The sequence below is a fragment of the Pseudoclavibacter sp. CFCC 13796 genome (genome assembly GCF_008831185.1).
GTDB lineage: Bacteria > Actinomycetota > Actinomycetes > Actinomycetales > Microbacteriaceae > Pseudoclavibacter_A.
On sequence record NZ_WBKD01000002.1, the window covers coordinates 231,971 to 250,016 of the forward strand.

Below are 18,046 nucleotides of genomic sequence, written 5' to 3' on the forward strand. Positions count from 1 at the left end.
CGCGATCATGCGATCACGCGTCTGCGATCAGTGTTCGACCGCGCCCTCAGCACCGAAGCCGGTGAGGGATCGCACGTCCATCTCGGCCTCGAGCTTGGGATCTTCTTTCTCTTTGGCCGGGATGACGGATCCGAGCCAGCCGAGGAAGAAGCCCGCTGGGATCGAGATGATGCCTGGGTTCTCAAGCGGGAACCAGGCGAAGTTCACGCCGTCTCCCAGCATCGACGTGGACGTTCCGCTCATCACCGGAGAGAAGATGATCAGCAGCAGCGTGACGATGAGACCGCCGTACATGCTCCAGACCGCGCCTCGGGTGGTGAAGCCCTTCCAGAAGAGCGAGAACACGATCGTCGGCAGGTTGGCGCTGGCCGCCACGGCGAAGGCGAGCGCGACGAGGAACGCCACGTTCTGCCCCTGTGCGCCGATGCCGCCCAAGATTGCGAGCACACCAATCACCACGACTGTGTTGCGACCGATCTTGACTTCTGTCTCGGGCGGGACGTGCTGCCCCTTCTTGAGCACGTTGGAGTAGATGTCGTGCGCGAACGAGGCCGCCGCAGTGATCGCCAGGCCGGCCACCACCGCCAGGATCGTCGCGAACGCCACCGCCGAGATGAAGCCCATCAGCAGAGGCCCGCCGAGCTGCATGGCGAGCAGCGGAGCTGCGGAGTTGACACCGCCGGGCGCAGCCTTGATGGTGTCAGGGCCGATCAGGTAGCCGGCACCGTAGCCGAGAACCAGGGTGAAGACGTAGAACAGGCCGATCAGCCAGATCGCCCAGACCACGGATTTTCGGGCCTCTTTGGCGGTGGGAACCGTGTAAAAGCGCATCAGCACGTGTGGCAGACCAGCGGTGCCCAGCACCAGCGCGGCGCCCAGAGAGATGAAGTCGGCCGGGTTTTTGTACTTCAGACCGGGCGCGAGAATGGCTTCGTTGCCGTTCGCCGCCTCGACGGCACGACCCAGCAGCAGGTCGAGGCTGAAGCCGTTGAGCGCCAACACCCAGATCGTCATCGCGCCGGCACCTGCGATCAGCAGGATCGCCTTGATGATCTGCACCCAAGTGGTGCCCTTCATGCCGCCGATCAGCACATAGACGATCATCAGCACGCCGACGATGGTGATGACGATCGACTGCCCGAGTTTGTCGCTGATGCCGAGCAGCAGTGACACCAGACCACCCGCTCCAGCCATCTGCGCCAGCAGATAGAAGAACGTCACCGCCAGCGTGCTGATCGCCGCAGCCATGCGCACGGGACGCTGCTTCAGGCGGAACGACAGCACATCGGCCATCGTGAACTTGCCGGTGTTGCGCATCAGCTCGGCGACGAGCAGCAGCGCGACCAGCCACGCCACCAGGAACCCGATCGAATACAGGAACCCGTCGTAGCCGCTCACGGCGATCGCACCCGTGATGCCCAGGAACGAGGCCGCCGACAGGTAGTCGCCGGCGATGGCCGTACCGTTCTGAGTGCCGCTGAATCCACGGCCTCCGGCGTAGAAGTCGTCAGCCGACTTGTTGCCTCTGCGGCTCACGCGAATCACGATGAACATCGTGACGCCGACGAACAGCATGAAGATGATGATGTTGAGAATCGGGTTGTTCTCGGTCACCGCATTGCTCTGAATCAGCACATCGGTCATGTTCTACTCCCCCTTGCCTGCGGTGACGGTCTGCTCCGCGGCGGTCAGCTCTGCACGCAGGTGCTCCGAGTCTGGGTCAAGCTTGCGGTTGGCGAATGAGACGTACCACATGGTGATCGCGAACGTGGTCACGAACTGTGCCAGCCCCAGTATGATGCCCAAATTGACGTGCCCGAACACGGGCGTGGCCATCAGCTTGGGCTGAGTGATGGCAACGATCACGAACCCGAAGTACCAGATCAACGCCACCAGCAGCACGGGCAGAACGAAGCGACGGTGCTTCTTCTTCAGACTGATGAACTCAGGCGATGCCTGAACTGCGATGTAGTCGATCTCACCTCGTCGTGTGTCGACAAACTCTTTGTTCGCCACGGGGCCTCCTTGCCTCGGCGGTCATTTTCCCTCAATGTACCGAGAGCGATCAGGGGTGGCGAATCGTATACGCGCATCGTATACACGTGGTTCCGTGAGGAGAGACACGCCGTGTCACACGGCGCACTGCTGCCTCAGAGCAGTCAGCGAGGGCGTGTCAGAGCGACCGCGCGAGCCTGTTCGACGTAGGGGTCGTCGACCTCGGGCACCCGCATCATCCCATAGCGGTTCGCAAGCGCCGCTCCGATCAGGTAGTCGGCCAGGCGTGGATTCTTGGGCAGCACTGAGCCATGCAGATAGGTGCCCACCACGTTGGCGACTCGAGCGCCCTCAGTGCCGTCCTGCCCGTTGTTGCCTGCGCCGTGACCGCTGTGCACGGTGCCGAGCGGCTGCACGCCGTCACCGAGAAACGTTTGCCCGCTGTGGTTCTCGAACCCGATGATCGTGCCGAACTGCTCGCTCTCGACCACGACGTTGCCGACCAGCCGCTGACTCTCGCCTTTGGTACGAACGTCGAGCACGCCGATGCCCTGCAGCTGCTGACCGCCGATGGTGTCGAAGCTTCGGCCGAAGAGCTGGTACATGCCGCAGACGAGCAGCATGGGGGTGCCGATGTCGACCATCGCCTGCACCCACTGCTGGCGGTCGAGCAGATCTCGATAGACCTTGGCCTGACCGGAATCCTGCCCACCGCCGCCGATCACGATGTCAGCTCGACGCGGGAGTGGCCCGCCGACGTGCAGATCGTGCACGCGCGGGACGAATCCCATCCACTCCAGCCGTCGCACCAGCGTCAGGGTGTTGCCCCAGTCACCGTAGATGTTCATCTCGTCTGGGTAGAGCTGCAGGATGTCGACCGGTCGCCCGATGTCTGACCCCGGCGTCACTGAGGTCACCGGTTCGTCCATGAACGAGGTGTCGACAGGCCGGTGCACGACCACTTCGGCAGACGACGACTTCGGCGCCTCAGCGGACTCGACGTCGGTTGCCGCCGATTCTGCCTCTGCCTGATCTGACGTCGCAGAAGCGGCCGCGCTCGGCGACCACAGCAGTGCGATCTCTTCGCGATAGATCAGCAGCTCGGTCGTTCGTGCCTCGTTCGCGACGTCGCCGCTCTTCGATGTCTGGTTCTTGGACGGCTGTTTCATGCTCGTCATTCTCCGATCCGAGTCACCGTGGTGTATCGCGCCATCTCGCGACGCAGCTGCAGCATAGCTGTGTAGGTGCAGAAGATACGTGCCGGGTGCCCGCTCGAGTCGGTCAGAAAACCGTCGAGAGCGGCGCTCAGGGCCGGCTCGACGCGATCGGCTGCGACCAGATCGTACTGCAGGCGCAGGGCCATATCCCATGCCCGCACGCCGCTGACCATGCTGACCCCGCGCTCGCGCAGAGCGCTGAAGTCGACATCCCAGAGCCAGCTCATGTCTCGCCCGTCGGCGTAGTCGTCGTTGATCGCGATCATGACGGCCTCATCAGGGCCGCCGAGCGACCGCAGCGAGGAGCGGAAGCCGGACGGGTTCTTGACCAGGGAGAACCGAACCGGTCTGCCCCCGACGTCGAACGTCTCGCCTCGGCCGAAAGCGGCTTGGACCTGCCCGAGGGCGGCGATCAGCCCCGGGGTGCGCAGCGGATGCGCCTCGGTCGCAGCAGCGCGGGCACCGGCGAGCGCCGCCGCGGCGTTCAGCGCGTTGTGCACACCAGACAGCTGCAGATCGACCGTGTACCGCTCATCGTCGATGGTATAGACGGCCTGCTGCCCTTTCACCTCGGTGAGCTGCACATCGGCAGGTGCTGTGGGAACGGCCAGAGCCGAGCCGGTGTGCGCGTCACGAGACTCATGCAGGCTGTCGTCGTCGGGAAAGAGCTCGGCAAGCTGATGTGCATAGCCGAAGTAGCGCACCTGCGTCTCAGGGGCGACCTGATCGGCGATGGCCCGTACTCGGGGATCATCACGGTTCAGCACGACCGTCTCAGTCGTGGCCTGCGCGACCTTCGTCAGCAGCTGCGCCGTGGTGTCGATCTCACCGAAGCGGTCGAGCTGGTCGCGCATCACGTTGAGCAGCACCGAGACCCGTGGTCTCACTTTGTCGATGAAGTGCAGCGCATGAGCCTCGTCGAGCTCGAGCACAGCGATGTCTGCGGCGAGTTCGCCTCGCCAGTCGACCTCGCTGATCAGACTGGCGACCACTCCGCGGGTGAAGTTCGACCCGGATTTGTTGCTGAAGACGCGAAGCCCCTGCGCCGCCAGCAGCTCGACGATCATCTTCGTCGTGGTGGTCTTGCCGTTCGTGCCACTGACCAAGACCACCCCTTGCGGCAGCTGTCCCAAGGTCTGATCCATGAAATGCGGTGCGAGTCTCTCGACCACATATCCCGGCAGCGCCGAGCCGCCTCCGCGCAGGCGAGCGACCGCCTGAGTCAGGCGACCGATTGCGACGACGACGGGATTGCTCATGGTTCTTCATTGTAGGCGGAGCCGCCGACATCGCCTCGGCGACTTCCCCGGTTTCCCGATTACTCCGCGTCGTTTCGTACGAACCGCACAGATCGCATGAAACGTCAGGCAGGTCACCCGTGTCGCAGCACGCCGAGCTGCCGCTGCAGATCGAGAGCCGCTGCGGCAGCCTCCGCTCCTTTGTCTTCGGACGCGCCGGGCCCGCCGGCACGATCGATCGCCTGCTGCTCGTCATCGCAGGTGAGCAGCCCGAACCCGACCGGACGCCCCTTGTCGAGGGCGACTCGCGTCAGCCCGTCGGTGGCGGCTTCGCAGACGAAGTCAAAGTGCGGCGTGCCGCCGCGGATCACCACGCCCAGCGCCACCACGGCATCCGCACCGTCGTCGAAGGCCGCCTGCGCTGCCAGCGGCAGTTCGAAGCTGCCCGGCACTCGCACCGTGCGCCACCGCACGCCCGCCTCACTGAGCGTGCGCTCGGCCCCGGCGATCAGACCGCTCATGACCTGCTCGTGCCAGCTGGCTGCGACGACTGTGACGCGCACGTCGTGCGATGCCCGGCTCCGACCACCTTCCATATCGTCTGCGACCGCTTCGGAGATGCGCTGCTTGGGGGCTCCTGCTCGACTCATGCCTGTACCTGCTCTCGTTCGTGCTGAATCATGTTCTGCTGATCTGCGATCGAGGGCGTGGCTCCGGGTGTCGCCAGCCCGCTCATCGGGGCGTTCTCTGGATGCGCGCGGCGCCAAGCCGCGATCTGGGCCACCGTGAGCACCGGCAGCCCGTACTCCGCACCGATGAGCACCAAGTCGGGAAAGCGCATCATCTCGCCGTCGTCGTGCACCATCTCGCCGATGGCCGCCACGGCTGGCAGCCCCGCCAGGTGCATCAGGTCGACACCCGACTCGGTGTGCCCGCCACGCACCAACACGCCGCCGTCGCGAGCGCGCAGCGGCACGATGTGGCCGGGGCGCAGCACCGAGTCGGCCGTGGACGCCGGATTGGCCAGCACGTTGAGCGTGCGGCACCGGTCAGTCGCCGAGATTCCGGTCGTGACACCCTCGGCGGCGTCGACGGTCACCGTGTAGGCGGTGCGCTTGGGGTCTTGATTGTGCGCGACCATCGGCGGCAGGTCAAGGCGATCTGCGAGTTCTTCGGTCATCGGTGCGCACAGGTAGCCCGAGGTGTGCCGAATCATCCAGCCGATCCATTCCGGCGTCGCCATGGCCGCCGAGATGATGGCGTCGCCTTCGTTCTCACGCCCTTCGTCATCGGCGACGAGCACGGGGAGCCCCCTGCGCAGCGCCTCGACGGCGGAACGCAGAGTCACCGCGATGCGATCCAGATCGATGGCGCTGGTGGCGATTGGAGCGCCGGTCTGAGATGTGACGGTCATCGTGCGACCTCCTGGGCATCGTGCACGGGTGTCTGCAGCACTCCTTGGGCCTGCAGCAGCTGCTGCACGTGGCGCGCGAGCACATCGGTCTCGATGTTCACGCGGTCTCCCGCGCTCAGCGAGCCGAGATCGGTGTCGCTCTGGGTCTGCGGAATGAGCGACACTTCGAACCAGTCGTCGCTGCGGGCGCTCACGGTGAGAGAGACGCCGTTGACGGCGATCGACCCCTTGAAGACGACCAAGTCGGCGACGTCAGGGGTGAGCGACAGGCGCAGCACGAGCTGCTCGCCGACCGTGTCGGTCGCGAGCACCTCGGCGACGGCATCGATATGCCCCTGCACGATATGCCCGCCCAAGCGAGCGTTGGCCTGCAGAGCGCGCTCGAGGTTCAAGCCGGTACCGGGAACGATCCCGCCCAAGGTGGTGCGCTGCAGCGTCTCGGCCATCACGTCTGCAGTGAACGACGCGTCGTCGTGTTCGAGCACGGTCAGGCAGACGCCGTTGACCGCGACGGAGTCACCACGTCGGAGCGTGGCAGCGAACGGCACATCTGCGAGAGTGACGTCGACTGAGCGGTCGTGTGGCTGCAGCGCGAAGAGAACTCCTCGCGCCTCGATGAGACCGGTGAACATGTGTTCCTTCCCGGCCCACGGGAGCATGCGGTGCGACTTCGTCGTTCGTCATCGAGCCCCGTTTGGGGTGCTGCGGATGACGACGTGAGACGTCGCAGGCCGCAAGTGCTTACTCCCATCCAGACTCTCACTGTCGGCACCGGAATTTCACCGGCTCAACCGTCTGCCTCATCACTTCGACGAGTAGGAACGGGTCGCGGACTGTCACCGCCGGCTCGGAATTTCACCGACCCCGTGAGCACTTGTTGCTGACACCATTATGCGCCGCGGGCGCAGGCCAGACAACACCGCCCGCAGATCTCTCTGAGGAGCGCACCGCCGACGCACGGCTCCGAGTGTCCATACGCCTCATCGCAGACGACCCGAACGCTACGAAACGGAATCTTCTTTCGCATCCGCATCATCGACTGGATCGACTTTGATGGTGCGCGGGGGCGCGCTCTCGTCGCGCTCGACCACGATGGTGCACTCCGTGACCAGAGCCGCGACGGCGCCGACCGCCGCGAGCACTGGGGCGAGCGCGACGCCGACGACGCCGAGCGTCAGCGGGAACTGCACGATGACACGGCCCTCTTTGCTCTTCACAGCGATCGAACGCACGTTGCCCTCGTGCAGCAGCTGCTTCACCTGATCGAGCAGCTGCCCGCCGGTGACTTTGAACTCTTCGAAACGGGTCATGAGGTTCCTCTCGTTGCGAAAGTCGTACTGCTTTCATTGTGTCAGGCAAGGCAGATGGATGCTCGCCACAGCCCTCTCGCCTGCTGTGCATAGACTGAGAGTCGTGCAGCATCTCACGCTCAGCATCGCTCTGCTCCCCATTCTTGCCGTCGTCGCGACGCTCATCACCCGCTTCATCGGACGGATCGCGCCGGTGCCGCTGCCCGCGATCGAGATCGTGCTGGGCGTGATCGCCGGGCCTGCGGTGCTCGGGCTCATTCAGCCGAACGAGATGATCTCGGTGCTCTCCGAGCTCGGCGGCGCCTTTCTCTTTCTGCTCGCCGGCACCGAGATCGACGTGCGCGCGATCACCGGCCGACCGCTGCGACGAGCGGCAGGTGCCTGGGTGATCTCTTTCGCCGTGCTCTTCGCCCTCGGCTCGGTGGCGGCCGGAGCCTCCGTCGCCCCGGTCGTCGCGATCGCGCTGTCGTCGACCGCCGTGGGCATGCTGCTGCCCATTCTGAAGGACGCCGGAGATCTGGGGTCACCCTTCGCGACGTCGGTCGTGGCCAACGGTGCGGTCGGAGAGTTTCTGCCGCTGATCATGATGTCGCTGCTGCTCTCGGGGCGCACGCTGAGCACGTCCCTGCTCGTGCTCGTCGTCTTCGCCGTGATCGCCGTGTTTCTGCTGTGGCTGGCGAATCGCATTCCGCATGCCCGACTGCACCGGTTCATCCGCGAGACTCAGCACACCAGCAGCCAGTTCGCGCTGCGCCTCGTGATCATGATCATGGGCGTCCTGATAGCCCTCGATCTGCTGTTGGGCATCGACACCCTGCTGGGCGCGTTCACTGCGGGCATGGTGCTGCGCGTGCTGCTCTCGGACGCCCCGCACGAGGATGCCGCATTCGTCGAATCGAAACTGCAGGGCATCGGCTTCGGGCTGCTCGTGCCAATCTTCTTCATCAACGCCGGCCTCGGCTTCGATCTGCAGGCGCTGTTCGCATCACCGATTCTTCTGCTCATCACCGTGAGTTCGGCGCTCGCGCTGTTCGTCGTGCGCGGCCTGCCCGGAATGCTCACCGCGGCACGAGACTCCTCGGCCCGGTCACGGTTTGCACTGGCTGCGTACACCGGCACCGCACTGCCGATTATCGTCGCAGCATCCACACTGGCCGTCTCGCAGCAGATCATCGGCAGCGGTCTGGCAGCCGCACTGATCGGCGGCGGCCTGCTCTCCGTGATCATCGGACCCGTCGTCGGCGCCACGCTGCACAAGGCCCAGGGGCAGACGAGCGCAGGCGGTCAGCGCGGCGACGCGGCGAGTGCCTCCCGAGATGAAGACCCGGGAGACACTCCGTTCGTCACCACGCTGGGCTAAACTCAGGCGGCGCCGAGCAGAGACTCGGCGAAGCCGGCGACCCGTGTGCGCAGGTCGTCGATGCGCTGCTGACGCGCGGCGAGCACGTCGTATCCCTTGTAGAACGCCGGCGGGTCGTTGCGCACGTTGTGCGAGCACTGAAAGTCGTCGCAGATCAAGGTGCCGACGGTGTCGCCACGGCGCCCCGCGGCCCCGGCGCGCTTCGCGCTCCAGAGCATGACCGGGTTCGGCAGCCGCACGTCACGACACCAATGGCACATGGTCGGTGTGCGAGGGGCAGCCGCGGCACGCGTCAGCAGCACGCCGACCGGGTCGCCGTCGAGTCGTGGCAGCACGACATAGGCGCGTCGCGCATACTTCGGGTCGCGCCAGCCCAGATAGTCGAGCTGCTGCCAGTCTTCGTCCGTGAGTGCGGCGAAGTCGTCGCGAAATGTGAGCTCTTTCGTCTCTCGCCGTGAGGCGTTGACGAACGAAGAGCGGATGAAGGATTCGGTGAGAGTCTGCATGAGTATGCCTTTCACGGCGCGCGGCATCGCAGAGACGCCGCTTCGCCGGGAGAAATGGTGAGTGAGTGATCAGGGTCGCTCGACCGCCGCGCCTGGCCGGATGTCAGGCACGGTGGGAGCATTCGCGCTAATCGTCGTCGGCGAGTGCTTCGCCGACGACCTCCTCGCGCTGTGCATACAGCTCTCGGTAGTTCACGCGGACAGTCTACTCAGATGCTCCCGCGGCGCGACGCACCAGCTCACGCACCTGAGTTTCCACCGCATCGTTCCAGGCCGCGAGGGCGAACGAGGTCGGCCAGATCGCACCGTCGTCGAGCTGCGCGTCTTCGCTGAAGCCGAGCGTCGCATACCGAGTGTCGAACTTGGACGACGGCTGCAGGAACACGATGACTTTGCCGTCACTGGCGTACGACGGGAACCCGTACCAGGTCTTGGCCTCGAGATGCGGAGCCTCGTCGGCCACGATCACGTGCAGACGCTGCGCGATCACCGCGTCGAGGCCGTCGAGCGCGTCGATCGCCGCGAGGCACGCCTCGTATTCGCGCGCCCGCTTCGCCGCGCCTTTGACGCCGCTGATCGAGCGCAGCTCTTCGGCGCGCTGGCGCATCGCCGCGCGCTCGCTCGCGCTGAACCCGTCGGTGTGGTCTGTGTCTGCCATGTGCGGTCTTTCTCTCGGGACGTGCTGCCAGCGTAATCGAGCCGCCCTGCGCCTGCTGCTACGCTCTTCAGTACCACACGGGTGCCCCGGTCACGGGGCTGAGATCGGGCTGCTGACGCCTGCGACCGTCGAACCTGTCCGGGTCATGCCGGCGAAGGAAGAATGGGAGTCATTCATGCACGCAACCACCACGCACGATCACAACGAGACGTCTGCTGCCCGCGCGAGCGGAGCATCCGCCGGAGAACGCTTCACCGACTCGCTGCGCGACGACAACGCGGCCAACTGGCAGGCGGTCGTCGGGCACCGCTTCGTCTCGGAGCTGTTCGACGGTTCGATCGACGACTCGGTGATGTGCCGGTATCTGATTCAGGATCACCGCTTTCTCGACGGCTTTCTGGCTCTGATCGGGGCGGCTGTGGCCAGCGCCGACACGTTGGATGCGCGGCTGCGGCTCGCCGCGTTCGCCGGCGACGTGGCGGGCGACGAGAGCACGTACTTTCTGCGCTGCTTCGCAAAGTTCGGGGTGAGCGAGGCCGACCACGCGAAGATTCCTGACACTGCGGCCACTGCCGGATTCAAACGGGTCTTTCGCGATGCCGCGGACACCCGGAACTACACCATCATTCTCTCGGTGCTGATGGTGTCGGAGTGGTCGTATCTAAGCTGGGCGATGCGGGCACCCGAGCAGGCACCCGCAAGCTTCGTGCATGCAGAGTGGATCACGCTGCACGACAACCCGCCGTTCAGACAGCTGGTCGAGTTTCTGCGCAGCGAACTCGATCGTGTCGGCCCGGCCCATGCCTCCGAGGCTCGGGAATTCTTCGGACGCACGGTGCAGCTCGAGCTCGACTTCTTCGATCAGTCGTACGAGCTGCGGTGACCTGCCGACTGGTGGACTCTGGCGCATACGACAAGGGCTGGTGAGTACCAGCCGGTGAGCGAGTACTCCCGCTGAGTCAGAACGGAGCGAGCTTCTGGGGCGAATCAGCGTATGTAATCGTTCTGCGGCCCTGTCTCGCACTCTTTGAGATCCTGAGTTTGCCGCAATGTCGAATCTCAGGGGACGGGTTAACCTCATCGTCCTCGGGAGTCAGAACTCGGAGGTGAGTGCTGTCAGCATAGACTCAGAGCATGGTCTTTCGACGTCCGGGTGCATGGATCTCGACTTTGGGCGTGACCGTCTGTGCGTCGCTCAGCCTCACTGGATGCGGCACCGCATGCTCGGCCGTCGGATATATGCAAACACTGACCGTTCATGTCGAGGACGAAGCCGGGGCAGTGCAGAAGGTGCGGGTCTGCGGTGGAGGCAATTGCCCGGATGACGCAACACTCGACGTCGATCCGAACATCGTCAGCGCCGAGAAATCCTCAGACGAGGTAGCCGTCTGGACTGCGACACTGAGTTATCCCGAGGAACCCCTGCTTGTCCAGCTCATCGGCAGCGATGGATCTGTGCTCGAGGAGAGGCTGGTCTCGCCAGACTGGCGACTGACCGGCGGGAACGAGCGTTGCGGCGGACCGGCTGCCGCTGAGGTCACCCTGCGCCCGTGAGCGGCATCCCATAGCCATGACTCTGATGCCTTTATACGGGCCATGACCGGTGAGTTTTTCAGCGGCAGAGCCTGGGCTGCATACTGCAGCTCGACTTCTTCGATCAGTCGTACGAGCTGCGGTGATCTGCAGTCTGGTGGGCTCTGGCACATGCGACACAGACTGGTGAGTACCAGCCGGTGAGCGCTGGCCGGCCAGACCTTGTGAGTGTTGGCAGGTCGGGCCCCGGCCGAGAAATGCAGAAGGTCGGAAACCCAATTGGGTTTCCGACCTTCTGCGCACCGCGTCGGCGCATCTGTTGCGGGGGCTGGATTTGAACCAACGACCTCCGGGTTATGAGCCCGGCGAGCTACCGAACTGCTCCACCCCGCGGCACAAGAGATAACAGTAGCACCAATGTGCGTCTGCGTCCACCCTGCGCCGGTTCGGGGCTGACTCGTCCACCTCTTTCCCCTTTTCTTTCCGCATCGAGACATGGCAAATGTCGGCCTGTGGCATCCAGACATGGAACTTGGCATGGATCGATGTCTCAGGCGTGCATTTCCCATGTCTGGATGCGGGGATGGCTGGGTTTGCCGTGGAAGACCGGCAGCGGAAGACGAGGCAGCGCCAGGGCGGAGACTGGAAGAGTGGCAGAGGCGGGGTGGCGAGGGCGGGCGGCGGCGGCGCTGAGCGAAACCTCCTCCTGTGGGATGACCCGGTGCATGGAGCCGCACCCTACAGTTGAGGATGTGAGCAGACCGACGACCTCGAACTCTGAATCCGAGCCGACTCCGGCCGTCCGGATTCCAGTGCCCGCCGAGGATGCTTCAGCAGTGACTTCAGAGGCGACAGCACGGACAGCCCCAGCAGGCGCACCGTCAGCAAGCACACCAGCAGCAGCACGCGCAGCACTACCGATGGCAGCAGCACCCATAGCAGCACCGCTGACAGCGACGACGGCGTTCACCCATCGCCCGCGCCGAGGAATGGTCGGTCGCGTGCTGCACTGGTTCGCGAGCCATGTGCAGCTGGTCGACACACTGTTGGTCGCCGCACTCTCTGCGATTCTGGTTCTGCCCTTCGCCCTGGTGGGCATTGGCAGCACCTTCGACCACACGAACTGGCAGAACGACACCTGGACAGGCTTTCTCATCTCAGTGCTCGTCACGCTGCCGCTGATCTGGCGGCGCACCCGTACCGTGCCGGCTGCGATCGCGATGGCCTCAGTCTGCGTGGTGCAGGTCGCACTCGGCGTGCAGGTGGTGCCCGCCGACGCACTCGTGCTCATGATGGTCTATGCGCTGGCCGCCTACGCCCCACGATGGGCTTCGATCAGCGGGTTCTGGCTGGCGATCGCCGGTGCCGCCGCCCTCATCGTGCGGTACCGCGCGATGCCGGTGCTGACATCGACCGACTCCGCAGAGGGGATTCAGGAACCTGCACAGCCGCTGTTCCAGATCGTCCTGGCCGTCACCATCTTCTTCGGCTTCATCGCCGCATCGGTCACCGCGGCCTGGCTGCTCGGTGCGATCACCCGCAACCGCATCAGTCAGCAGCGTGAACTGCGCGAGCACGCCGAACGTCTCGAGATTCAGCAGCAGCAGGAACGCGACCTCGCCGCAGCAGACGAACGCGCCCGCATCGCCCGCGAGATGCACGACGTCGTCGCTCACTCACTCTCGGTGATGATCACCCAGGCCGACGGCGCCCGCTACGCGTCGCAGAACGACCCCGAGGTCGCCCGGCGCACCCTCGAGACCATCGCCGAGACCGGCCGTTCGTCGCTGCACGAGATGCGACGCCTCTTGGGAGTGCTGCACGACGACTCCGGCGCCGAGACACGGCCGATGCCCACCATCGCCGACATCCCCGACCTCGTCGACACCGTGCAGCTGTCAGGAACCCGCGCGAAGCTCACCGTCAGCGGCGACGCCACCCGCGCCGCCCGTCTCACCGCCGGTGCCCAGCTCGTGGCCTACCGGGTGGTGCAGGAGGCCCTCACCAACATCCTTAAGCACGCGGGCCCCGAACCGCAGGCGACCGTGACTCTGCGCTGGGGCGAACAGATGCTGCAGCTGCAGATCGACGACGACGGTCGTGGCGCCCTGAGCAGCGACGACGGAGCAGGCAACGGCCTGCGCGGCATGCGCGAACGCCTCGCCCTCTATGACGGAAGTGTGCAGGCGGGCCCGCGCGCCGGCGGCGGCTTCAGCGTGCACGCGACGCTGCCCTACGAGAACGGAGCCTCATGACCACGCCCGCCTTCGATCGCGCACAGACCGGCCCGGCAGAAACGTCGCGAAACGACGCTTCGCACATCGACGTCGCGATCGTCGACGACCAGGCGCTCGTGCGCGGCGGGCTGGGCATGCTGGTCGACTCCCAGCCAGATCTCACGGTCACCGTGCAGGCAGACAACGGGCGGGATGCCGTCGAAAAGCTGCGAGCGCACCCCGCCGACGTCGTGCTGATGGACGTGCGCATGCCGATCATGGACGGCATCGCTGCGACGGCCCGAGTGCTCGCCGACCACCCCGAGACGCGGGTGATCGTGCTCACCACCTTCGACCTCGACGAATACGTGCTGCGGGCGATCGAGGCGGGAGCCAGCGGCTTTCTGCTCAAAGACGCCCGCCCCGAAGAGCTGCTTGCAGCCATTCGCACCGTGTGCCGCGGCGATGCCGTGATCTCGCCGTCGATGACGCGTCGCCTGCTGGCGCACGTCGTGCCGATGCTGCAGACCAGAGCAGCGGCGGATGCCGGAGCCCGCCCGCCCCGCTCCCCCGCGCCCGCAGACCTCCCGAGCACCGCATCCGCCCGCGCCGCGATCGCGACGCTCACACCACGAGAACGCGAGGTTCTGGTGCTGATGAGCGAAGCGCTGTCGAACGCCGAGATCGCCGCCCGACTGCATCTGTCCGAGACCACGGTGAAGACGCACGTGGGCCACGTGCTGATGAAGCTCGATGCGCGGGATCGCGTGCAGGCCGTCGTACAGGCCTTCCACGCGGGCATCGCGGCGCCCGCGCCTGAGTTCGGCTGATGGCGACGATCTGCTGAGCGCAGACAGGCACACCCCGAGCAGGGAATCTCCTCCTGCAGGATGAGCTCTCGAGAATCCTCCTTCGGCATGACGCGCACGCCGATGTGCTCGACGATGCTGTGGGTATCAGGTCGCAGCAGGCTCGCTCGGCCGAACACCACAGAGGAGCGTCATGACCCCGGATTCAGACCCGACCATCCCGGTTCGCACCATCTCAGCGCGCACAGCAGACAGCGTCGAGACCGCCGTGCGCGCCGTCGACCTGTTCAAGGTCTACGGCCGCGGCGACACCCAGGTCACCGCCATCGACCACGTCGACGTGCGTTTCGGTCGTGGCGAGTTCACCGCCATCATGGGCCCGTCGGGCTCGGGCAAGTCATCGCTGATGCACGTGCTCGCCGGTCTCGACACCGCGACCTCGGGACAGGCATGGATCGGCGGCACCGAGGTGACCGGCCTGCACGACCGCCAGCTCACCCAACTGCGCCGCGACCAGGTGGGCTTCGTCTTTCAGTCGTTCAACCTCGTGCCCACGCTGACCACCGAGCAGAACATCACGTTGCCCGCTCGTCTCGCCCGACAGCGCGTCGATCAGGAGTGGTTCGCCGAGGTCGTGCACCGCCTCGGTCTGCAGAAGCGGCTGAAGCACCGCCCGAGCGAACTCAGCGGCGGTCAGCAGCAGCGCGTGGCGATCGCCCGCGCCCTGCTCACTCGCCCCGATGTGATCTTCGCCGACGAGCCGACCGGCAACCTCGACTCGACGTCGGGTGCCGAGGTGCTCACGCTGCTGCGCCGCAGCACCCGTGAGATGAGTCAGACCATCATCATGGTGACCCACGACCCGGTCGCCGCTTCGTACGCAGACCGTGTGCTGGTGATCGTCGACGGGCGCATCGCCGACGACCTGCGCGGCGCCGACACCGACCAGATCATGCAGGCGCTCAGCCGGCTGGGGGCGTGAGATGCTGCGCACGACTCTCTCCACTCTGCGCGCACACTGGTCGCGCCTTGTCGCCGTCGCCATTGCGGTGGTGCTCGCCGTCGCGTTCGTCGCGGCGACGCTCATGCTCAACGCCTCCTTTCAGCAGACGCTGCGGAACACGCTGGGCTCGGATCTGACCAACGCCGACGTGCTCGTCGAGCCGCAGCCTGTCGGCGCGAACGACGCCGACCACGGCGACGACGGTGGCGACGAGGCGGGCGCAGGCGGAGCATCCGCCGCACGGCTCACCGTCGGCCAGCTGCACGCGGTGCAGCACCTGCCGCAGGTCGAGGCGGTCGGGGCCGATCAGACCGCCTCGCTCGCTCTCGCGCACGATGGGCGCAGCCAGCCCGTGTCTGCCAGTGTGCAGCTGCCGACGCCGCTGCGCCCACACGCACTGGTCGCCGGCGCATGGGTGACCGGCGACGGCCAGATGACGATGGATGCGAAGGGCACCGACCAGCTCGGGCTGCACGTGGGCGACCAGGTGCGGTTCGCGAGCACGGGTGGATCGCCAGTCGAGGTCACGCTGGTCGGACTCACCGAGACGAGCAACTCCCCGGGCAGCGGCATGGCACCCCAAGTGGCATTATCTGAGAGTTCGCTGCTGGCCGCGCTCATGAGCACCATGCCCTCTGATGTCAGCTCGACCCCGGCGGCCACCGACGACCTGCTGCCGATGACGAGCATCCGGGTGCAGGCCAAGGCCGGCGTCTCGCCCGACCAGGTGCGGGATGCGGTGGCCGGGGCGATCTCGTCGGCGACCCCGGCGGCATCGGGCGACACCGTCAGGGTGCGCACCACGGAGCAGGTCGTCGCCGATCAGCTCAAGCAGTTCACCGGGCAGACCGATGTGCTGACCGGAATGCTGCTCGCCTTCGCCGTGATCGCGCTGATCGTGTGCGTGCTCGTCATCTCGAACACTTTCTCGGTGATCGTCGCGCAGCGCACTCGCGAACTCGCGATGCTGCGCTGCCTCGGCGCCAGTCGCGGGCAGGTGCGCGGCAGCGTGCTGCTCGAGGCGCTGGTGATGAGCGTGGTCGCCTCGGTGCTCGGCGTGGTCGTCGCGGCGCTGATGATGTCGGGGGCCGTGGCGCTCTCGCGTTCGAGCGGCAACAGCATGCTCACCGAGCTGTCAGTGCCGGTCTCATCGGTCGTGGTCGGCGTACTCGCCGGCGTGGTGATCACACTGATCGCCGCCTGGCAGCCGGCGCGCTCGGCGACGCGGGTGGCGCCGCTCGCCGCGCTGCGACCCGAACTGGCCGCTCCGACCAAGACCCGCGCCGGTCGCGCCCGGGTGATCGTCGGCCTCGTGCTCTTCGTCGCCGGCACCGCGCTGCAGTGGTACGGCTGGACGACCGCACACCGGCCGGTGTCCGAAGACTCTGCCGAGCAGCAGCTGCTGCTCGGCCTCGGCGGCGGGGTGCTCGGCTCAGCGCTGAGCATCGTCGGGGTGGTCCTGCTCGCGATCGTGATCGTGCCGCCGCTGGTGCGGGTGATCGGCTCGCTGCTCGCGCTGACCGGTGTGCCGGGGCAGATGGCGACCCTCAACGCGTCTCGGAATCCGCGACGCACTGCGGCCACGGCATCCGCGCTGCTCATCGGCGTCACGCTGGTGACCACTGTGTTCACCGGCGCGTCGGTGGCCAAGGCGACCCTGCTCACGGCCGTGGACGAGGCCCGACCGGTCGACGTCAAAGTGTTTCTGACTCCGCAGAGTCGTGAGGCGAGCACCGACCAGCAGTGGATCGACGATCGCGTGCAGCGGCTCGCCGCGATCGACGATGTGCAGTCGGTCGGCACTGTGCAGGGCATCGTCGTGGGCGACTCGGTGCCGTTCGTCGGGCAGAACGCCCCGACCTCGGCACAGCTCACCCAGCTCGAGGCGGTCGATCCGCAGACCTGGCAGCGGGTGGCGAAGGCTCCTCTGCCGGCGACCTCGCCCGACACCGTGACCGTCGTCGACGAGGCGCTGCCTGACGGAAGCGTGCCCGGCGGAGAGATGAGCATGACCGGGCCCGACGGACGAACCGCGTCTCTGCATCTGCAGCACGGCATGAAGAACCCGTACTTCGGCGCACTGGTCGACGAGCCCACGCTCGATCGGGTGGCGAGTGAGATCGGGGTGCCCGTCACCACGACGAGCATCATCATGCAGCTCGCCCCGGGTCTCGACGCCCAAGCGGTGCAGCATGTGGCCGAGCAGATCGGCACGATCATGCCCGACGACTATGTGTCGCCCGCCCAGCTTGAGAAGCTGATGTATGAGCAGATCATCGACGTGCTGCTGTCAATCGTGACCGGTCTGCTCGCGATCGCGGTGGTCATCGCGGTGATCGGGGTGACGAACACGCTGTCGCTGTCGGTGATCGAACGGGTGCGTGAGAACGCCCTGCTGCGAGCGCTCGGTCTCACGAAGCGTCAGCTGCGGGCGATGCTCGGCATGGAGTCGGTGCTGGTGTCGATCGTGGCAACGACGATCGGCCTGGTGCTCGGCACGGCGTACGGGCTGCTCGGCGTGGGCATTCTGTTCGGGCAGACGATCGGAACTGGTGTCGAGATCTCGTGGCAACTGCCGTGGGTGCAGTATCTGCTGTTCGTGGTGATCGCCGTGATGGTCGGGCTGCTGGCCTCGGTGCTCCCGGCCCGGCGTGCGGCCAGGCTGTCGCCGGTCCAGGGGCTCGCCAGCGAGTAGGTCTGCGCAGAAGGCCGCCAGGCGCGCGACGGCGGTGTCTCGGGAAAGTCTCCCGTGGCACCGCCGTCGTCTGCGTGCGCGGCGCTCGCGGG

17 protein-coding genes, 1 tRNA gene and 2 riboswitches are annotated in these 18,046 nt (G+C 66.1%); of the genes, 7 read left to right on the forward strand and 11 right to left on the reverse strand.

What is annotated here, in order from left to right; translation table 11 throughout:
- Positions 1 to 27 precede the first annotated feature (27 nt).
- The 8 genes from F8O07_RS10015 to F8O07_RS10050 form a co-directional block, all read right to left on the reverse strand.
- Positions 28 to 1,644 (reverse strand): cation acetate symporter, encoded by a 1,617-nt coding sequence (locus F8O07_RS10015; protein WP_158032051.1) that lies wholly within the window; start codon positions 1,642 to 1,644, stop codon positions 28 to 30.
- Between the two features lie 3 nt (positions 1,645 to 1,647).
- Positions 1,648 to 2,016 (reverse strand): DUF485 domain-containing protein, encoded by a 369-nt coding sequence (locus F8O07_RS10020; protein ID WP_192496756.1) that lies wholly within the window; start codon positions 2,014 to 2,016, stop codon positions 1,648 to 1,650.
- 143 nt (positions 2,017 to 2,159) lie between these two features.
- Positions 2,160 to 3,164 (reverse strand): type 1 glutamine amidotransferase, encoded by a 1,005-nt coding sequence (locus F8O07_RS10025; protein WP_225733279.1) that lies wholly within the window; start codon positions 3,162 to 3,164, stop codon positions 2,160 to 2,162.
- 5 nt (positions 3,165 to 3,169) lie between these two features.
- Entirely contained in the window at positions 3,170 to 4,471 is a 1,302-nt protein-coding gene (locus F8O07_RS10030; protein WP_158032052.1) for a Mur ligase family protein, read from the reverse strand.
- A 113-nt stretch (positions 4,472 to 4,584) separates the two neighbouring features.
- Positions 4,585 to 5,100 (reverse strand): 6,7-dimethyl-8-ribityllumazine synthase, encoded by a 516-nt coding sequence (ribH, locus tag F8O07_RS10035; protein WP_158032053.1) that lies wholly within the window; start codon positions 5,098 to 5,100, stop codon positions 4,585 to 4,587.
- Complete coding sequence (gene ribB / locus F8O07_RS10040) at positions 5,097 to 5,864, reverse strand: 3,4-dihydroxy-2-butanone-4-phosphate synthase (RefSeq protein ID WP_158032054.1); 768 nt, start codon at positions 5,862 to 5,864, stop codon at positions 5,097 to 5,099. Before ribB ends, ribH begins: the two co-directional genes overlap by 4 nt.
- Positions 5,861 to 6,496, reverse strand: coding sequence for a riboflavin synthase (locus F8O07_RS10045; protein WP_158032055.1), 636 nt, complete (start codon positions 6,494 to 6,496; stop codon positions 5,861 to 5,863). Before F8O07_RS10045 ends, ribB begins: the two co-directional genes overlap by 4 nt.
- Before the next feature lie 103 nt (positions 6,497 to 6,599).
- Positions 6,600 to 6,740, reverse strand: a riboswitch (FMN riboswitch).
- A gap of 125 nt (positions 6,741 to 6,865) precedes the next feature.
- The gene (locus tag F8O07_RS10050) at positions 6,866 to 7,174 is read right to left on the reverse strand and encodes a DUF4342 domain-containing protein (protein WP_158032056.1); all 309 of its coding nucleotides are present in this window, start codon (positions 7,172 to 7,174) and stop codon (positions 6,866 to 6,868) included.
- Between the two features lie 103 nt (positions 7,175 to 7,277).
- Between F8O07_RS10050 and F8O07_RS10055 the strand changes: the two genes are divergently transcribed.
- Positions 7,278 to 8,534, forward strand: coding sequence for a cation:proton antiporter (locus tag F8O07_RS10055; RefSeq protein ID WP_192496757.1), 1,257 nt, complete (start codon positions 7,278 to 7,280; stop codon positions 8,532 to 8,534).
- A gap of 2 nt (positions 8,535 to 8,536) precedes the next feature.
- On the opposite strand, the gene F8O07_RS10060 is transcribed toward F8O07_RS10055, so the two are convergent.
- Entirely contained in the window at positions 8,537 to 9,040 is a 504-nt protein-coding gene (locus F8O07_RS10060; protein ID WP_158032058.1) for an FBP domain-containing protein, read from the reverse strand.
- Between the two features lie 205 nt (positions 9,041 to 9,245).
- A complete protein-coding gene (locus F8O07_RS10065) occupies positions 9,246 to 9,698 on the reverse strand; it encodes a hypothetical protein (RefSeq protein ID WP_158032059.1) in 453 nt (150 codons plus the stop codon).
- A 67-nt stretch (positions 9,699 to 9,765) separates the two neighbouring features.
- Positions 9,766 to 9,877, forward strand: a riboswitch (TPP riboswitch).
- On the opposite strand from F8O07_RS10065, the gene F8O07_RS10070 reads away from it, so the two are divergent.
- Together F8O07_RS10070 and F8O07_RS10075 are read left to right on the forward strand one after the other, a co-directional pair.
- A complete protein-coding gene (locus F8O07_RS10070) occupies positions 9,874 to 10,581 on the forward strand; it encodes a TenA family protein (protein ID WP_158032060.1) in 708 nt (235 codons plus the stop codon). It overlaps the preceding riboswitch by 4 nt.
- Positions 10,582 to 10,874: 293 nt before the next feature.
- Entirely contained in the window at positions 10,875 to 11,252 is a 378-nt protein-coding gene (locus F8O07_RS10075; RefSeq protein ID WP_192496758.1) for a hypothetical protein, read from the forward strand.
- Between the two features lie 298 nt (positions 11,253 to 11,550).
- Here the strand turns inward: F8O07_RS10075 and F8O07_RS10080 are convergent.
- Positions 11,551 to 11,624: transfer RNA gene (locus tag F8O07_RS10080), tRNA-Met, on the reverse strand.
- 527 nt (positions 11,625 to 12,151) lie between these two features.
- Between F8O07_RS10080 and F8O07_RS10085 the strand changes: the two genes are divergently transcribed.
- From F8O07_RS10085 to F8O07_RS10100, 4 genes are all read left to right on the forward strand, one after another.
- The gene (locus tag F8O07_RS10085; RefSeq protein WP_225733280.1) at positions 12,152 to 13,486 is read left to right on the forward strand and encodes a sensor histidine kinase; all 1,335 of its coding nucleotides are present in this window, start codon (positions 12,152 to 12,154) and stop codon (positions 13,484 to 13,486) included.
- Positions 13,483 to 14,277: a response regulator gene (locus tag F8O07_RS10090; protein ID WP_158032062.1), complete on the forward strand. Its 795-nt coding sequence runs from the start codon at positions 13,483 to 13,485 to the stop codon at positions 14,275 to 14,277. Before F8O07_RS10085 ends, F8O07_RS10090 begins: the two co-directional genes overlap by 4 nt.
- Positions 14,278 to 14,449: 172 nt before the next feature.
- Positions 14,450 to 15,238: an ABC transporter ATP-binding protein gene (locus tag F8O07_RS10095; RefSeq protein ID WP_158032063.1), complete on the forward strand. Its 789-nt coding sequence runs from the start codon at positions 14,450 to 14,452 to the stop codon at positions 15,236 to 15,238.
- Between the two features lies 1 nt (position 15,239).
- On the forward strand, positions 15,240 to 17,954 hold the full coding sequence (locus F8O07_RS10100) for an ABC transporter permease (RefSeq protein WP_158032064.1): 2,715 nt from the start codon (positions 15,240 to 15,242) through the stop codon (positions 17,952 to 17,954).
- The last annotated feature ends 92 nt before the right edge of the window (positions 17,955 to 18,046 follow it).

Bases quoted from the DNA above. Each gene is read 5' to 3' on its own strand.
- F8O07_RS10070 (WP_158032060.1), top strand. From the start codon at position 9,874: ATGCACGCAACCACCACGCACGATCACAACGAGACGTCTGCTGCCCGC.
- F8O07_RS10085 (WP_225733280.1), top strand. From the start codon at position 12,152: ATGGCAGCAGCACCCATAGCAGCACCGCTGACAGCGACGACGGCGTTC.
- F8O07_RS10015 (WP_158032051.1), bottom strand. From the start codon at position 1,644: ATGACCGATGTGCTGATTCAGAGCAATGCGGTGACCGAGAACAACCCG.
- F8O07_RS10100 (WP_158032064.1), top strand. From the start codon at position 15,240: ATGCTGCGCACGACTCTCTCCACTCTGCGCGCACACTGGTCGCGCCTT.
- ribH (WP_158032053.1), bottom strand. From the start codon at position 5,100: ATGAGTCGAGCAGGAGCCCCCAAGCAGCGCATCTCCGAAGCGGTCGCA.
- F8O07_RS10065 (WP_158032059.1), bottom strand. From the start codon at position 9,698: ATGGCAGACACAGACCACACCGACGGGTTCAGCGCGAGCGAGCGCGCG.
- F8O07_RS10050 (WP_158032056.1), bottom strand. From the start codon at position 7,174: ATGACCCGTTTCGAAGAGTTCAAAGTCACCGGCGGGCAGCTGCTCGAT.
- ribB (WP_158032054.1), bottom strand. From the start codon at position 5,864: ATGACCGTCACATCTCAGACCGGCGCTCCAATCGCCACCAGCGCCATC.
- F8O07_RS10060 (WP_158032058.1), bottom strand. From the start codon at position 9,040: ATGCAGACTCTCACCGAATCCTTCATCCGCTCTTCGTTCGTCAACGCC.
- F8O07_RS10030 (WP_158032052.1), bottom strand. From the start codon at position 4,471: ATGAGCAATCCCGTCGTCGTCGCAATCGGTCGCCTGACTCAGGCGGTC.
- F8O07_RS10090 (WP_158032062.1), top strand. From the start codon at position 13,483: ATGACCACGCCCGCCTTCGATCGCGCACAGACCGGCCCGGCAGAAACG.
- F8O07_RS10095 (WP_158032063.1), top strand. From the start codon at position 14,450: ATGACCCCGGATTCAGACCCGACCATCCCGGTTCGCACCATCTCAGCG.
- F8O07_RS10025 (WP_225733279.1), bottom strand. From the start codon at position 3,164: ATGAAACAGCCGTCCAAGAACCAGACATCGAAGAGCGGCGACGTCGCG.
- F8O07_RS10045 (WP_158032055.1), bottom strand. From the start codon at position 6,496: ATGTTCACCGGTCTCATCGAGGCGCGAGGAGTTCTCTTCGCGCTGCAG.